Consider the following 16,453-nt stretch of genomic DNA (forward strand, 5'->3'; position numbering starts at 1 on the left):
GTCCCGCATGGACCCTCGGCTGCTGAGCCTGTACGAACAGGAGCTGCGCTACTTTCGCGAAAGCGCTTCCGAGTTCGCGCGGGCATTTCCAAAGATTGCGCATCGACTTGGCATCGAGGGCCAGGAGGTGGCCGACCCGTATGTGGAGCGGCTCATCGAGGCAACGGCGTTTCTTTCGGCACGGGTGGGCCTGAAGCTCGACGCCGAGTACCCGCGCTTCACGGGCCACCTGCTCGACATCGTCTATCCGCACTTTCTTTCGCCCACGCCGGCGATGGTGGTCGTGTCTTTCGTGCCCGACCCCGACGACGCGAACCTTGCGACCGGCCCCACGTTGCCGCGCGGCAGCGGACTGCGCGCACGGCAGGCGGTGGGGCAGAACACGCATTGCGAATTCCGCACGGCCAGCGCGCTGCGCATCTGGCCCATCGAAGTGCAGCGCGCGCAGTACTTCACCTACGCGCCCGACCTGCCGCTGAACACGCACCCGCAGTCGCGCGCCATCCGCGGCGGCCTGCGCATTGCGCTGCATGCCACGGCCGGGCTGAACTTCAGCCAGATCGCACTCGACGATCTGGTGCTGCACTTCGGCGGTGCCGAAGACGTGGCCTGGCAACTGCACGAATGCGCGCTGGGCCAGCCCATCGGCGTGCTGGTGCGGCCGCTCGCGCCCGGTGGTGCGCCGCAAGGCGCGGCGCAGAGCCTGCCGGCCAGCGCCATCGGCGCGGTCGGCTTCGAGGAAGACGAAGCGCTGCTGCCCACCACCGCCACCGGCTTCTCGGGCTTCAGGCTGCTGCAGGAGTACTTCGCGTTTCCGCAGCGCTTCCAGTTCGTGCGCATCGGCGGGCTCCAGGCGCTGCTCGCGGCCATGCCGGTGACCGACGTCGAAATCGTGCTGCTGTTCTCGCGCGGCGACGCAGCACTCGAAAAGCTGGTGAGTGCCGACAACGTGCAGCTGCACTGCGTGCCCGCCGTCAACCTGTTCAGCAAGCGGCTCGACCGCGTGCCCATGACCGAGGGCGTGAGCCAGTTCCACCTGGTGCCCGATCGCACGCGCCCGCAGGACTTCGAGGTGCACACCATCACCGAAGTCATCGGTCACGGCGCGCCCGGTGCCGATGCGGTCGCGGCCGAGCAGCCTTTCAGGCCTTTCTATTCGGCCTTTCACGGCAGCCGCAACAGCCACCCGGCCTACTTCACGACCACGCGCGAGCCGCGCATGCTGTCGGTGCGACAGCGCACCGAGGGCAACCGCAGCAGCCACATCGGCTCCGAGGTCTACATGCAGATCGTCGATCCGCAGCAGGCGCCGTATGCGGCCACGCTGCGGCAGCTGGCGGTGACGGCGCTGTGCACCAACCGCGACCTGCCGCTCTTGATGCCGCTGGGCCGCGAGAACGACTTCGACTGCGTCGATTCATTTCCCGTGCAGCGCGTGCGCATGGTGCGCGGGCCGTCGCGGCCGGTGTCGCCGGTGGTGAGCCAGGGGCTGGGGTGGCGCGTGGTCGATCACCTTGCGCTGAACTACCTGTCGCTTTCCGACAGCACGCCGGCGCAGGGCGCCGCCGCGCTGCGCGAAACGCTGATGCTCTATGCCGTGCATGCCGACGAGATGCGCCAGGGCCAGGTGCGCGGCCTGCTGTCGGTGAAGTGCAAGCCGGTTGCGCGCCGCCTGCCGCTGAAGGGCCCGATCGCTTTCGGGCGTGGGCTCGAGGTGACGCTCGAAGTCGACAAGGACGCCTTTCACGGCCACAGCGCCTTCCTGTTCGGCGCCGTGCTCGCGCGGTTCCTGTCGCGCCATGTGGAGGTGAACCATTTCGTCGAGACCGTGCTGCGCATCGCGGGCAAGGGCGAGACCATGCGCTGGAGGCCGCTGTGCGGGACGCGACAGATTCTGTGAGCACCCGCGTCGACAACGCGCTGCGCGGGTGGTCCGCGGAGCCGTGGTCGTTCGACTACTTCGCGGTGATGCGCCGGCTGGAGTCCGTCGCGAAGACCACGCCGCGCTGGGGCCGCGCGCTGCTGCCGAGCGCCGAGCCGGTGCGCGTGGGGCAGGAGCCATCGCTGTCGTTCGCGCCCGCGAGCTTCAGCCGCTTCGAGCCCGCCACAGCCTATTCGCCGCCGCGCCTGCGCCAGCACTTCTTCAGCTACATCGGCCCCAATGGTCCGCTGCCGGTGCACTTGAGCGACTTCATTCGCGAGCGCAGCCTGAACCATGGCGACCCGACGTGGCTGGCCTTTCTGGACAGTTTTTCGCACCGCTTCTCGCTGCACTTCTATCGCGCGTGGGCGCAGTCGCGGCCGGCCGTGGCGCTCGACCGGCCGGGCGAAGACCGCTTCCGCCTGCAGGTCGGTGCGCTGGTCGGCATCGGCACGCCGGGCCGCGTGGACCGCGACGAGATCCATGACGACGCGCGCCTGCATTTTTCGGGCTGGCTCGCGCGCCGCGTGCACAACGTGGAAAGCGTGGAGTCGGTGCTGTGCAGCTACTTCGGCGTGCCCGTGAAGCTGGAGCGCTGGGTCGGCCACTGGATGAGCCTGCCGGTGGCAGAGCTCACGCGGCTGGGGCAGGGCGAGAGCTCGCGCTCCATGGGCATGGGCGCCATGCTCGGCACCCGCGCCTGGGACCGCCAGCACCGCGTGCGCCTGCACTTGGGCCCGCTCACGCTGGAGCAGTACCGCATGTTCCTTCCCATCGGCAATGCGCGCCCCGTGCTGCAGCGCTGGATGCAGCAGCTGCTCGGCGACGAGCTCGAGTGGGACGCCGAGCTGGTGCTCGAGAAGGCGCAGGTTCCGCTCACGCGCCTTGGCGACGCGAAGGGCAATGCACCGCGCCTGGGCTGGGTGTCGTGGCTCGGGCAGCGCAAGCGTTCGCGCGATGCGGCGGACGTGCGTATCGGCAACCAGTCTTTCAACAAACCCATCTTCATTCGTTCAGAAGAGATACGGAGTCCCTCATGAGTGAAATCAGCCGCACCGCCCTTTTCGGCAAACTCAACTCGCTGGCCTACAAGGCCATCGAAGGCGCCACCGTGTTCTGCAAGATGCGGGGCAATCCGTACGTGGAGCTGGAGCACTGGTTCGCCCAGCTGCTGCAGGCGCAGGACTCCGACCTGCATCGCGTGATCCAGCACTACGGGCTCGACGTGTCGGTCATTGCGAAAGACATGACCACCGCGCTCGACCGCCTGCCGCGCGGCGCCACCGCCATCAGCGACTTTTCTCCGCACATCGAGAACGCCATCGAGCGCGCATGGACCTATGCCACCCTGCAGTTCGGCGAGGCGCAGGTGCGCACCGGCTACCTGCTGGTGGGCATGCTGAAGACGCAGAGTCTGCGCAACCCGCTGTTCGGCTTGTCGAAGCAGTTCGAGAAGGTCAAGGTCGAGGACCTGGCCGACAACTTCGCCAAGATCTGCGATGCCTCGCCCGAAGCGCAGATGCGCGCGCAGGACGGCACCGGCATGGGTAGCGGCGCGCCCGGCGAAGACTCGGGCGCGATGGCGCCGGCCGCCATGGGCAAGGGCGATGCGCTGAAGAAGTTCGCGGTCGACCTCACCGAGAAGGCCAAGAAGGGCGAGATGGACCCGGTGACCGGGCGCGACGAAGAGATCCGCCAGATCGTCGACATCCTCATGCGCCGCCGCCAGAACAATCCGCTGCTCACCGGCGAGGCCGGTGTCGGCAAGACGGCCGTGGTCGAAGGCTTTGCGCAGCGCCTCGCGCGCGGCGACGTGCCGCCGCAGCTGAAAGACGTGAAGTTGCTCACGCTGGACATCGGCCTGCTGCAGGCCGGCGCGAGCATGAAGGGCGAGTTCGAGCAGCGCCTGCGCCAGGTGATCGACGAGGTGCAGAGCTCGCCCACGCCCATCATCCTGTTCATCGACGAGATCCACACACTGGTGGGTGCGGGCGGTGCGGCAGGCACCGGCGATGCGGCCAACCTGCTGAAGCCGGCTTTGGCGCGCGGCAACCTGCGCACCATCGGCGCAACCACGTGGGCCGAGTACAAGAAGTACATCGAGAAAGACCCGGCGCTCACCCGCCGCTTCCAGGTGGTGCAGGTGCCGGAGCCCGACGAGACCAAGGCGATCCTGATGCTGCGTGGCGTGGCCAGCGTGCTGGAGAAGCACCACCGCGTGCAGCTGCTCGACGAGGCCATCGAGGCGGCCGTGAAGCTGTCGCACCGCTACATTCCCGCGCGGCAGCTGCCCGACAAGGCCGTGAGCCTGCTCGACACGGCCTGCGCGCGCGTGGCCGTGTCGCAGCACGCGACGCCGCCCGAGGTGGAAGACTGCATGCGCCGCATCGAAGGGCTCACGGTCGAGCAGGAAATCATCGGTCGCGAAGAAGCCATCGGCATCGACGTGACCAAACGCGCAGCACAGGTCACCGCGCTGCTGGCCGAATCGAAGGTGCAGCTCGATGCGCTGAATGCGCGCTGGCAGGAAGAAAAGGGGCTGGTCGACCGGCTGCTCGAACTTCGCAGCAAGCTGCGCGCAGGCAACAAGCCAGTGGATACGCCTGCGGCTGCAGCTGGCACCGATGCGGCACCAGCTGCGGCAGAACCCGCGCACGACCGAGCCGCGCTGCTCGCCGAGCTGCACGAGCTGCAGGCCAAGATCCACGCGGTGCAGGGCGAGTCGCCGCTCATCCTGCCTTCGGTCGACGAACAGGCCGTGGCCTCGGTGGTCGCCGATTGGACCGGCATTCCCGTCGGCCGAATGGTGAAGAACGAAGTGGAGGCGGTGCTCAAGCTTGCCGACACGCTCAACCAGCGCGTCATCGGCCAGAAGCACGGGCTGGAAATGATCGCGCGCCGCATCCAGACATCGCGCGCGCGGCTCGACAACCCGCAGAAGCCCATTGGCGTGTTCATGCTCTGCGGCACCTCCGGCGTGGGCAAGACCGAGACCGCGCTTGCGCTGGCCGAGGCGCTGTACGGCGGCGAGCAGAACATCATCACCATCAACATGAGCGAGTTCCAGGAGGCGCACACTGTCTCCACGCTCAAGGGCGCGCCTCCGGGCTACGTGGGCTATGGCGAGGGCGGCATCCTGACCGAGGCCGTGCGCCGCCGCCCCTACAGCGTGGTGCTACTCGACGAGGTGGAGAAGGCCCACCCCGACGTGCACGAGATCTTCTTCCAGGTGTTCGACAAGGGCTGGATGGAAGACGGCGAGGGCCGCATGATCGATTTCAAGAACACGATCATCCTGCTGACCACCAACGCCGGCAGCGAGCTGGTGATGAGCATGTGCCGCGACCCCGAGTTGCTGCCCGACTCCAACGCGCTTGCCGATGCGCTGAAGGCGCCGCTGATGAAGGTGTTCCCGCCCGCGCTGCTGGGCCGCATCGTCACCATTCCTTATTACCCGCTGTCGCCCGAGATGATGAAGAAGATCGTGCGGCTGCAGCTGGGGCGCATCAAGAAGCGGGTCGAGACCAACCACGGCGTGCCCTTCGAGTACAGCGAAGCGGTGGTCGAGCAGGTGGTCGCGCGGTGCCAGGACCCGGAGTCGGGTGGGCGCGTGATCGACGCGATCCTTACCAACACCGTGCTGCCTACGATTTCCGTCGAGTATCTGCAACGTCTGGCCTCTGGTGGGGAGATCCGCCGTGTTGCGCTCGACGTGAAGGATGCGGACTTCACCTACGCGTTCGACTGAGATGTCACCCTGCTCTTTTATTTGCTGCGTTGGTTCGGGGGGCGATCACGCCGACGGGGTGCCTTGCTCCGCGAATGTCCCCCGGCCTGTGGCCTCCTCCTTTATTTCGCTGCGCAAGGCACCCCGTCGGCGTGATCGTCCAGTGCAGCGGTTGAGCGACCGGCACAAGCGCGGCGCTCATTGTGCACAGGGCATCGGGTGCTCCCCGCAGCGAAATAAAGGAGGAGCCGAAGGCGGGGGACATTCGCGGAGGGGAGTACCCGGTGTCCTGTGCACGCGCCCTGAACAAGAACGCCTCGAACGACCCAACTGAGAAAAAAGAAAATGGCCGACCACGAGTTCCGCATAGAAAGCGATTCACCCGCGAAGGACGACCTGATGTTCTGGCGCATCGTCGGCCACGAGGCGCTTGCGCGTCCGTCGGCCTACGAGCTTACGGTGATCTCGCAGAACAAGGCCATCGAGGCCAAGGACATCCTCGGGCATGCCTTCGACGTGGTCATCGAGTTCCAGGATGCCGACGGCGGCACGCACGAGCGCCACTGCCAGGGCCATGCCGTGCGTTTCGTGCGCGCCGGCCACATGGGACGGCACTACGAATATCGCATCACCCTGCGCTCGTGGTTCTGGCTGCTCACCAAGCGCGCCAACTCCCGCATCCTGCAAGAAAAGAAAGTTCTCGAAGTGCTCGACGCCGTGTTCGAGGACAGCCCCATCAAGCGCTTCAAGAAAACCAAGGCCGACAACGTCGTAGGCACGCACAACCCGCGCCGCTATTGCGTGCAGCACCAGGAAAGCGACTACCAGTTTCTCTCGCGCCTGCTCGAGGACGAAGGCATCTACTACTGGTTCGACGCGCATGACGCCCCCGGAACCATGCACCTTTCGGACGCCAGCGACATGGCGCACGACAAGCTGCCCGCTGCCGACACCCTGCGCCACATGGCCACCAACGCCGCCGAGCCGCGCTTCAACGAAATCTCGCGCTGGGTCAGTGGGCGCCAGTTCGACACCGGCAAGCATGCCTCGCGCGACAGCGACTTCAAGGCCATCAAGAAAAAGCTGGGCGCAGACATCGACGCCTCGGACGACCACGAGCTGGCCAATCTGGAGCTGTTCGAGTTTCCGGGCGGCTACTTCACCGGCGACGAAGCCGAGACCCGCGCCAAGCTGCGCGGCGACGAACTCAACGCGCGCCGCGACCGCCACTGGGCGGTGACGCCGTGGCCCGATGTCACTGCCGGGCGCGGCTTCAAGTACGAGGGCGACCCCGACGGCACGCGCAACGGCGACTACGTCATTGCTGCCTGCACCTTCGTCGCCAGCCACCGAGGCTACGAGGGCGTGAGCGCCAGCGCTGCGGCGCGGCCCGTGCACAACGCGCTGGCCGACGTGCTGCGCGACGACGCGGTGAACGCCGACACGCTGCCGGTTCTCGAAGAGCTCATCGCCGCCACGCCCGCGCTGGCCGCCGCACAGACCGGCAACAGCATCTTCCTGCTCACCGTGATGCCGGCCGAGCGCCTGTTCCGCGCGCCGCGCCTCACGCCGCGCGTGACCATGCCCGGCCCGCAGACCGCCATCGTCGTCGGCCCCAAGGGCGACGAGCTGCACGTGGACGACCACGGCCGTGTGAAGGTGCACTTTCACTGGGACCGCTACGACGAGAGCAACGAGAAGTCGACCTGCTGGGTGCGCGTGTCGCAGCCCTGGGGCGGCAAGGGCTGGGGCGGCTACTTCATTCCGCGCATCGGGCAGGAGGTGATCGTCGACTTTCTCAACGGCGACCCCGACCGGCCGATCATCGTCGGGCGCGTCTACAACGACGAGCAGCCCATTCCGTACAAGTCGCCCACGCAGAGCGGCTTCAAGACCCGCTCCACGCCCGGCGGCGGCCCTGCGAACTACAACGAGATCATGTTCGAGGACAAGAAGGGCGAGGAGAACATCAACATCCACGCCGAGCTCGACATGAGCCGCAGCGTGGAGCGCGACGACTCCACCACCATCGACCGCGACCAGACCATCACCGTCAAGCGCGACCAGACCAGCCTGGTGGACCGCGACCGCAAGAGCACCGTCACGCGCAACGACACCAACATGGTGGTGGTCGATCAGAAGAACACCGTCAAGGGCAAGCAGAACAACCAGGTGGTTGGCACTCGCACCACCTTCGTCGACAGCGACGACAAGACCATGGTCACGGGAACCAGCCTGAGCGACGTGACCGGCGCGCGTACCGACACCTCGCGCGCCGGCGAAACCCGCAACGTCACCGGCAACCAGACCATCACCGTCAGCGGCAACGTCACCTACAAGGCCGCGAAGATGAGCTTCGAGGCCGCCCACATCGACTGGCTGGTGACGGGCTCCAACTCCAAGTACATCACCGTGCCCAGCGGCCCGCTGGGGCTGATGGCCGACAAGATCAAGCTGATAAGCAACACCAAGATCGAGATGATGGCGGTGGGCGACATCAACGCCACCTCCATCGGCTCGAACACCACGGTGCTGGGCTCCAACTCGAGCGGCTATATCGGCACCAACAGCGAAGCCAACATGGGCGTGACCCGCTCGACCTTCATCGGCATGAGCATCGAGAACGCGCTGGCGTTGGCCATGGCCAACGTGCTGGGCGTGAACATCGAGAACACGGCGGGCGTGAAGCTGACCAACTGCGCGGCGCCCGACATCGCGGCGGTGGCGATGGATGTCAAGCAATCGGCGCTGCACACCTTCACACCGGGCGCCGGTGGCGCGGGCGCCGGGGCGGCCGCGGTGGCTGGCGGCCTGGCCGCCGTGGCAGGCGCCGCCTCGGCCTATGTCGACATCGGCGCCACGCTCAAGCAGTACGCCGATGCGGCCGAGGCCCTGGGCAAGGCGGCCGATGACGCGCATGCCGAAGGCCTGCACAGCCTGGAAGACCGGCTTCGGTCGCTGGCGGGCAAGGCCAGCAACCGGCGCTTCGACGCCATCCTCGGCCTGGTGCCGATCATGGGGCTGGGGTTGCCGATCGCGGAGGTCTTTACCAGCGACCCCAGCGGCACCGCCGATCTTGGCAAGGTCAACAACGCCGTCGAGCCCGACGGCTCGGCCCGGCCGCCCGCAGAGCGCGAGCCCGAAGACGACTAGCCGGGGCGCCGAATGCAAGTCCTCAAGCCCCAGGCGCTCGGCCTCTCGACGCGGCCCATCGAGTTCCGCAAGCGGTTCGGACTCAGCGTCAGCGCGTACCTGCACCTGCCGTTCGCGCAGGGCGAGCGCGGCACGCTGTGGGCCGAGCAGTCGATGTGGTCTTTTCTTGCGAAGGAAATGGCGCAGCCGCTGATCGACGAAGGCGTCGCCAAGCTCACGCCCGAGTTCCTGGTGCACGGCAAGGCCTTCGCGCCGACCGACCGGCCCGATGCCTGCGCGGTGCGCGCGCGCTTCGGTGCGTGCGAGAAGACGCTGCTCGTCTTCGGAGAGCGGCACTGGGAGGGCACGCGCGCCACCGCGCCGCAGCCCTTCGAGTCGCTGCCGCTCGACTGGGCTGCCGCATACGGCGGCGCCGATTTCGCGCAGAACCCGCAAGGACGGGGCCGGCAGGCACGCGACGGCGTCCTGTGGCTGCCGAACACCGAGTTGCCGCAAGACCGCCTGCTGCGGCCCGACCAGGCCATTGCGGCGGCCGGCTTCGGCGCGCTCGACCTGATGCATCCGCAGCGCGCGCAGTACCGCGGCACCTACGACGCCGACTACCTGAAGCTGCATGCGCCGGGCTTTGCGCCCGACACCGACTGGCGCTACTTCAACCTCGCGCCTCCCGACCAGTGGATGGCCGCGCCGCTCGCCGGCGACGAGCCCTTCGCCTTCGACAACATGCACCCGCAAAAGCCGCGCATCGAAGGCCGCCTGCCGGGCCTGCGCGCGCGCGTGTTCGTCGGCTACAGGATTGCCGGCAGCAGCGAGCCCAAGGTGCGCGAGGTGCCGTTGCGGCTGACCACCGTATGGTTCTTCCCGCACGCCGAACGCTGCATCGCGATCTTCCAGGGGCTGGCCGAGGTCGGTACCGACGACGGCTCTGACGTGGCCAGCCTGATGGGCGCGGTAGAGCGCACCGGCGAGCCGCGCAGCGACGCGCATTACCTTGAGGCCGCCGCGAAGCGCGCAGACCCGAAGATGGGCCCCGTCTACGCCATCATCGACAGCGACCTGCTGCCCGAAGGCATCAGCACGCTCGACCCCGACGTGGAAGCCGCCAAGGCGCCGTTCGGCATGGACGGCCTGCAGGGCGAGGCGCAGTACCGCCGAGCGGAGATGGATGTCGAGTTCGCGCGCGACAAGGCCGTGGAAATGGGCAAGGACCCCGACGCGCTCGGCATCAAGATGCCGCCGCGCGAGAAGGTGCCGGCGGGCGATGAGCTGCCCCCGTACCTCGAGAAGAAGATGAAGGAGGCCAACGCGCAGGGCTGGGCCGCCGTCGAAGACGCCTTGACCGTGCTCGAGAAGGCGCTGGAAGCGGCGGAGCAGAACCGCATCGACCTCGCCAAGGTGCAGCACCGCGGGCCGCCGCTCTACAACGCCGAGAAGCATCTGGCCGAGATGCAGGCGCAGGCGGCGGGCAGCACCCGCAAGGTCGACCTGACGCCGATGTTCCCCAAGCTCTGCGAACTCGAGGAAGTGCAGCGCAAGGGCTACCTGCAGTCCGCGCATGTGCAGCCGCCGGCCTTTGCGATGCCGGCCGATGCCGCAGCGGTATTGCGTGCGGAGATGACGCGCGCCATCGCGGCCGGCATCAAGCTGTTTTCGCGCGCCGACTTCACGGGCGCCGACTTTTCTGGCCTCGACCTGCGCGAGGTGAACTTCGAAGGCGCATGGCTGGAGAGCACCAACTTCAGCAATGCCAATCTCTCGGGCGCCACTTTCGCGGGGGCGGTGCTCGCGCATGCGAACCTCGAAGGCGCCATTGCCATCGGTGCCAGCTTTCGCGAGGCCAACCTCGGCAAGGCGCGGCTCGCGCGCGCCGTGTTCGACGGCTGCGATTTCTCGCAGGCCATGCTCATGCACTGCGCCTTCGGCGGCACGCAGATGCGGCGCGCCAACTTCACGAAGGCCCAGCTGCTCGAAACCACCTGGGGCGAGGCGGACTGGACCGGTGCAATGCTCGCGGGCCAGGTCTTTCACAGGCTCGACCTGAAGGGCATGCGCTGGCCCGAGGCCGACCTGTCGGCCTGCAACTTCATCGAATGCGACCTCACGGGCGTGGACATGCACGACGCCACGCTCGCAGCCGTCACCTTCGTCACCTGCAAGCTCGACGCCGCCCGGCTCATGGGCGCGAAGTGCGCCGGCGCCGTGGCCGTGAAGGGCACCAGCCTCGCCGATGCCGAGATGGGCCTGGCCGACCTGCGCGACTTCAACTTCGGCGCTTCGAACCTGCGCGGTGCGAAGCTGGTGCGTTCCGTGCTCGACGGCGCCAACCTCTGCGATGCGCGGCTCGAGGGGGCCGACCTGCGGCTGGCCAGCGCCAAGGGCGCACTGATGCGCAAGGCCATCTGCACCGGAGCGCTGCTGTCGGGCGTGAACTTCAGCGACGCGGTGTTCCAGTCGGCCGACCTGCGCGGTGCCGACCTGCGGCGCAGCAACCTCTTCGGTGCCGACCTGAGCCGCGTGCGGCTCGACGGATCGACCAGCTTCGACGGCGCGTTGCTCCAGCGTGCGCGCACGTGGCCCAGGCTCACTCCTGAACAGCAGGCTGCAGCATGACACCGCAATTGCTCGCCATTGCCGTTGGCGTCGGAGAGACGCTGGAAGGCCTCGACCTGCGCAAGGGCCAGTTCGCGAGACTGCCGCTGGGCGGCGGCGTGTTCTCCAAGGTCAACTTCGCCGAAGCCGACCTGCGCGCAGCAGACTTGCGCGAGACCGTGTTCGACCAGTGCGACCTGCGCGGCGCGCTCGTCTCGGGCGCTAACCTTCGCAAGGCTGTGTTCAATCGCTGCCTGCTCGACCACGTCGATCTGCGCGAGGCCAACCTGCACGGTGCGGTGTTCACCGAAAGCGACCTGACGCACGCGCAGCTGGCCGGCACCATGCTCACCATGGCCACCGTCGCGAAGTGCCGGCTCGACCATGCGGTGCTGCGCGGCGCGCAGCTCGACTCGGCGGTGTTCAGCCAGTCGGTGCTGCTGGACGTGTGCGCCGACGACACCAGCTGGCACTACACCGCGGTGAACGAGTGCGACCTGTCGCACCTCACGTGGACCGGGGCGCGCATGCTGCGCAACGTGTTCTTCAAGACCTCGCTGAAAGGCATGTCGTTCGCGGGGCTGGAGCTGGAGGGTTGCCAGTTCTCGTCCACCGACCTGGGTGGCGCGGACTTCAGCGGCATCGTGCTGCGGCAGTGCAACTTCCAGGGCGCGCGGCTCGACGGCGCGAAGTTCGCGAAGGCGGTGGCGCCCTCGTCGATCTTCTGCGAGGCGGACGGCACGGGGTGCGACTTCTCCGGCGCGAAGCTGAGGCAGGCGCTGTTCACCGGGGCCGTTCTGCCGCAGGCCAACTTCTCGGGCTGCGACCTGTACCAGACGCACTTCGCGGGCGCGAAGCTGCGCGGCGCCAACTTCACGGGCGCTGAACTCACCTATGCCGATTTCCGCCATGCCGACCTGGGCACCGCCGACCTGCGCCACGCCACGCTGATGCGCACCGTGCTGCATGGCGCCAATACGGAAGACGCGCAGATGACCGACCGCGCACGCGCCATCGAGAGCGACCCGGAGCTGGAGAAATCCGAGCGCTGGCAGCCGCTGGTCGCATGACGCCACATCGCAGCCACACCACATCGAAGCCAAGCAACGGAGGAACACACCATGAAGACAAGCAGCCTGAAACCAGCGCCCGCCCAGGCCATCACTGGCCAGTGGTGCGTCGGCGTGCTCGGCCTCGACGAGGTCGGGGCGCTCGTCGTCGACAGTGGCGGCCTGCGGCTTCGCACGCGGCGCGCGGCGAGCTGCCTGCTCGAGCCTGTCGCCGGCGACAGCGTTGCTTGCCTGCGCATCGCGCCCGACGAGGTCTGGGTCATGGCCGTGCTGCAACGCGAGGAAGGCACTGCCAACGTCGTCAGCTGCGAAGGCAACAACATGCGCATTGCCGTGGAGGGCGGCCGGCTCGAACTCGCGGCCGAAGAGCTCGACGTGGCCAGCCAGCGCACCCGCCTGGCCACCGACACCGCCGACGTCGTCGGCCGCCAGCTCACCGTGGTTGGCACCGGCATCAAGCTGGTCGGCTCGGTGCTGTCCTCGGTGATGGACCGCGTGCAGCACTTCAGCAAACACTACCTGCGCACCACCGACGGCATCGACCGCGTGGCGGCCACTCATCTGGAGTGCGAGGCGAAGCAGCTGCTGCGGCTCGAAGGCGAGCACACGCTGGTGAACGGCCGCGAGCTCATCAAGGCGCGCGGCGCGCAGATCCACTTCGGCTGAAGCGAAAAGGGAGAACAGGAAATGTTCGCCAACTGCCAGCTGATGGGCACCGACATGGGCTTTCCCGATGTCTGCATCACGCCCGCTGCGCCGTCGCCCATTCCGGTGCCGTATCCGAACATCGCGATGGGGCCGATGGCGATTCCGAACTGCCCCACGATCCTCATCATGGGCGGGCCGGCGCACAACCTCGGCACCACCATTCCCATGACCAACGGCGACAACCCGGGCGTGATGCTGGGCGTGGCCTCGGGCACGGTGATGGGGCCGAGCCGCCATCTCACCGGCGCCTTCACGGTGCTGTGGATGGGCATGCCCGCGTCGCGGCTTACCAGCACGTCGCTGCAGAACAGCACCAATTGCCCCGGTGTGCGCACGGTGCCGAGCCAGCCGCTGGTGCTGTTGCTGGCGCCGTAGGCGGAGGTGGCTGCGCGGCCGCACGGCGGTGCGGCTCGCGAGGGAGGGGAACGCAAAAAAAGGGACGGGAAGCATGGCCGATCACAAGTTCAGCATCCAGGGCGATTCGCCCATAGTCGACAAGCTCATGTTCTGGCGCATCGTGGGCCACGAGGTGCTGGCGCGCCCCTCGGCCTACGAACTCACGGTGTTGACTGACAACGAGAGCATCGACGCCGCGGACGTGCTGGGCCGCTCCTTCGACGTCGTGATCGAATTCGCCGATGCCGACGGCGACGCCCACAAGCGGCATTGCCAGGGGCATGCCGTGCGCTTCACGCGCGTGGCACAGAGCGGGCGCTTCCTCGAATACCGCATCAGCCTGCGCTCGTGGTTCTGGCTGCTGAGCAAGCGCGTCAACGCACGCATCCTGCAGAACAAGCCGGTGCTGGGTGTGATCGATGCCGTGCTCGACGACAGCCCCATCGGCAGTCTCAAGAAGCTCAAGGCGGGCGGCGTGGTCGGCCCCCATGAGCCCCACGTGTACTGCGTGCAATACCGGGAGAGCGACTACCAGTTTCTTTCGCGCCTTCTGGAAGAAGAGGGCATCTACTATTGGTTCGACGCGCACGACGCGCCCGGCACCCTGTACCTGTCGGACAGCAGCACGCTGGCACACGAGAAACTGCCCGTTGCCGACACGCTGAACCATGCAGAGCGCGGTGCGTCGGAAGGGCGCTTCAACGAGATCACGCGCTGGATCAGCTCGCGCCAGTTCGAATCGGGCAAGTTCGCGTCGCGTGACCGGGACTTCAAGGTCATCAGCAAGCAGCTGCGCGCCGACAAGGGCGATCCCGACACGCACGAGCTGTCGGACCTGGAAGTGTTCGAGTTCCCGGGCGGCTATCAGTCGGGGGACGACACCGACAACCTCGCGCAGCTGCGGCTCGACGAGCTGATCGGCCGGCGGCAGCGCCATTGGGCATTGACCAGCTGGCCCGACGTGACGGCCGGGCGCAGCTTCGCGTTCAAGGGCGACCCCGACGGCAAGCGCGACGGTGACTACCTGATCGCGGCCTGCACCTTCGTCGCGAGCCATCCCGGCTACGAGGGCGCGAACTTTCCCGAGAGCCAGCGTTCGATCGACGTCGTGCTGCACGACGCGCTGGCCGACGACCCCGTCAACACCGGACTGGGCGAACTGGTGGGCGACCTGATCGCCGAGACGCCGGCGCTGAGTACCGGCCAGCGCGCGAGCAGCAGTTTTTTGCTCACGGTGATTCCGCTGAACACGCCCTGGCGCCCGCCGCGCCTGACGCCGCGCGTCACCATGCCCGGCCCGCAGAGCGCCATCGTCACGGGCCGCAGCGGTGAGCAGATCTGGACCGAGGAGCACGGCCGCGTGAAGGTGCAGTTCCATTGGGACCGCTACGGCAAGAACGACGAGAACAGCTCATGCTGGGTGCGCGTGTCGCACCCCTGGGCCGGCAAGAGCTGGGGAGCGATCAGCATCCCGCGCATCGGCCAGGAAGTGATCGTCGATTTTCTGGATGGCGACCCCGACCAGCCCATCATCGTCGGCCGCTTCTACAACGGCGAATCGATGGCGCCCTTTGGCCTGCCGGCCGGCGCCGTGGTGAGTGGCATCAAGTCGAACACGCACAAGGGCAAGGGCTACAACGAACTGTCGATGGACGACACCGCCGGCAAGGAGAAGGTGACCATCCACGGCCAATACGACATGAACACCACGGTCGAGAACAACCAGACGACCACCGTGCACAACAGCCGCACCGACACGATCGACGTGGATGACTCGGAGAGCGTGGGTAACAACCAGACGCAGCACGTGGGCGTCAACCAGACCATCTCGATAGGCTCCAACCGCGGCGAGACCGTGGGCGGCACCGAGACCATCACCATCACAGGCCATCGCACCGAGACCGTGAACGGCGGCGAGACCGTGACCGTCAACGGCGGGCGCAGTCATACCGTGAATGGCATGCAGACCACCACCATTTCTGTGGCCGAGGCGCACACCGTGGGCGCAGGCCGCATGCACAGCGTTGGCGCGGGCGAGGCCATCAACGTGGGCGGCGTGCAGACCGTGAGCGTTGGCGGCGCGCAGATGGTGAGCGTGGGCGGCGTGCAAAAGGTGAGCGTGGGCGCGCTGCAGTCGATCTCCGTGGGCGGTCCGCACAAGCTGTCGGCCGCGGTGATCGCCGAGACATCGAAGGGGCCGATCAAGATCAAGGCGGGCGCGATCTGCATGGTCGAGGCGCCCACCATCATGCTCAAGGCGGGCGGCAGCAAGATCGTCATGAACGCCAGCGGCATCACCATCAAGGGCGCCAAGATCACCATCAAGGCTGACGGCAGCGCGTCGTTCAAGGCTGGCGGCTCGATCAAGATCAAGGGCTCCAACCTGGGGGAGGACTGAGCCGTGGAAGACCACACCGATCTCCAGAGCGCGCGCAGCGTGCTGCACAGCGTGGCGGCCTGGTCGAAGCTGTCGGGCCAGGGCGTGGCGGTGGCCGCCTTTGCCGGCTTCGATGCCGAGGGGCGCTTCCTGGTCACGCTGGGCGATGGCATGACGCCGGTGCAGGCGCTCTCGACAGTGGGCCTGGCGCCTGGTGATGCAGGCGCGGCGATCGTCGTGGCCTTCGAGCAGGGCGAGGTGCGGCACCCGGTCATCGTCGGACGTGTGCAGCCGCTGCGCACCGAGACGGCATCGGCACTTGATGCGCGCGTGGATGGCGAGCGCGTCGTGCTGCAGGCGCGCGAGCGCATCGAGCTGCGTTGCGGTGAGGCCAGCATCGTGCTCACGCGCGCGGGCAAGGTGCTGATCAACGGCAACTACGTGCTCACGCGCTCGCGCGGTGCGAACCGCGTCAAGGGTGCCTACGTGGGCATCAACTGACGAACGAGGCA

At 67.4% G+C, this 16,453-nt stretch carries 10 protein-coding genes; all 10 read left to right on the top strand.

Annotated features, from left to right (window positions below; translation table 11 throughout):
* Positions 1 to 7: 7 nt before the first annotated feature.
* The 10 genes from tssF to ACTG4X_RS04345 all read left to right on the top strand — a co-directional run bounded on the left by tssF (position 8) and on the right by ACTG4X_RS04345 (position 16,442).
* The gene (tssF, locus tag ACTG4X_RS04300) at positions 8 to 1,900 is read left to right on the top strand and encodes a type VI secretion system baseplate subunit TssF (RefSeq protein ID WP_440533286.1); all 1,893 of its coding nucleotides are present in this window, start codon (positions 8 to 10) and stop codon (positions 1,898 to 1,900) included.
* Positions 1,897 to 2,961 (top strand): type VI secretion system baseplate subunit TssG, encoded by a 1,065-nt coding sequence (gene tssG, locus ACTG4X_RS04305; protein WP_256216773.1) that lies wholly within the window; start codon positions 1,897 to 1,899, stop codon positions 2,959 to 2,961. Before tssF ends, tssG begins: the two co-directional genes overlap by 4 nt.
* Positions 2,958 to 5,669 carry a type VI secretion system ATPase TssH gene (gene tssH, locus ACTG4X_RS04310; RefSeq protein ID WP_440533287.1) on the top strand — a complete coding sequence of 904 codons (2,712 nt, stop codon included), beginning with the start codon at positions 2,958 to 2,960 and terminating at the stop codon, positions 5,667 to 5,669. Before tssG ends, tssH begins: the two co-directional genes overlap by 4 nt.
* A gap of 324 nt (positions 5,670 to 5,993) precedes the next feature.
* Positions 5,994 to 8,801 carry a type VI secretion system Vgr family protein gene (locus tag ACTG4X_RS04315; RefSeq protein ID WP_440533288.1) on the top strand — a complete coding sequence of 936 codons (2,808 nt, stop codon included), beginning with the start codon at positions 5,994 to 5,996 and terminating at the stop codon, positions 8,799 to 8,801.
* Between the two features lie 12 nt (positions 8,802 to 8,813).
* On the top strand, positions 8,814 to 11,411 hold the full coding sequence (locus ACTG4X_RS04320) for a DUF2169 family type VI secretion system accessory protein (protein ID WP_097200386.1): 2,598 nt from the start codon (positions 8,814 to 8,816) through the stop codon (positions 11,409 to 11,411).
* Complete coding sequence (locus ACTG4X_RS04325; RefSeq protein WP_440533289.1) at positions 11,408 to 12,460, top strand: pentapeptide repeat-containing protein; 1,053 nt, start codon at positions 11,408 to 11,410, stop codon at positions 12,458 to 12,460. Before ACTG4X_RS04320 ends, ACTG4X_RS04325 begins: the two co-directional genes overlap by 4 nt.
* A 51-nt stretch (positions 12,461 to 12,511) precedes the next feature.
* On the top strand, positions 12,512 to 13,126 hold the full coding sequence (locus tag ACTG4X_RS04330) for a DUF3540 domain-containing protein (RefSeq protein WP_440533290.1): 615 nt from the start codon (positions 12,512 to 12,514) through the stop codon (positions 13,124 to 13,126).
* 21 nt (positions 13,127 to 13,147) lie between these two features.
* Positions 13,148 to 13,543 carry a DUF4150 domain-containing protein gene (locus ACTG4X_RS04335; protein ID WP_093058752.1) on the top strand — a complete coding sequence of 132 codons (396 nt, stop codon included), beginning with the start codon at positions 13,148 to 13,150 and terminating at the stop codon, positions 13,541 to 13,543.
* A 73-nt stretch (positions 13,544 to 13,616) separates the two neighbouring features.
* Entirely contained in the window at positions 13,617 to 15,962 is a 2,346-nt protein-coding gene (locus tag ACTG4X_RS04340; RefSeq protein ID WP_440533291.1) for a type VI secretion system Vgr family protein, read from the top strand.
* A 3-nt stretch (positions 15,963 to 15,965) separates the two neighbouring features.
* Positions 15,966 to 16,442 carry a DUF6484 domain-containing protein gene (locus ACTG4X_RS04345; RefSeq protein WP_097200382.1) on the top strand — a complete coding sequence of 159 codons (477 nt, stop codon included), beginning with the start codon at positions 15,966 to 15,968 and terminating at the stop codon, positions 16,440 to 16,442.
* The last annotated feature ends 11 nt before the right edge of the window (positions 16,443 to 16,453 follow it).

Origin of the sequence: Variovorax sp. YR566 (genome assembly GCF_051992195.1) — a bacterium.
Classification (GTDB): domain Bacteria; phylum Pseudomonadota; class Gammaproteobacteria; order Burkholderiales; family Burkholderiaceae_C; genus Variovorax.

What these genes read in the sequence shown, in the direction of transcription:
- tssF (WP_440533286.1), top strand. Translation starts at nt 8, where the DNA reads ATGGACCCTCGGCTGCTGAGCCTGTACGAACAGGAGCTGCGCTACTTT.
- ACTG4X_RS04315 (WP_440533288.1), top strand. Translation starts at nt 5,994, where the DNA reads ATGGCCGACCACGAGTTCCGCATAGAAAGCGATTCACCCGCGAAGGAC.
- ACTG4X_RS04340 (WP_440533291.1), top strand. Translation starts at nt 13,617, where the DNA reads ATGGCCGATCACAAGTTCAGCATCCAGGGCGATTCGCCCATAGTCGAC.
- ACTG4X_RS04330 (WP_440533290.1), top strand. Translation starts at nt 12,512, where the DNA reads ATGAAGACAAGCAGCCTGAAACCAGCGCCCGCCCAGGCCATCACTGGC.
- ACTG4X_RS04320 (WP_097200386.1), top strand. Translation starts at nt 8,814, where the DNA reads ATGCAAGTCCTCAAGCCCCAGGCGCTCGGCCTCTCGACGCGGCCCATC.
- ACTG4X_RS04325 (WP_440533289.1), top strand. Translation starts at nt 11,408, where the DNA reads ATGACACCGCAATTGCTCGCCATTGCCGTTGGCGTCGGAGAGACGCTG.
- tssH (WP_440533287.1), top strand. Translation starts at nt 2,958, where the DNA reads ATGAGTGAAATCAGCCGCACCGCCCTTTTCGGCAAACTCAACTCGCTG.
- ACTG4X_RS04335 (WP_093058752.1), top strand. Translation starts at nt 13,148, where the DNA reads ATGTTCGCCAACTGCCAGCTGATGGGCACCGACATGGGCTTTCCCGAT.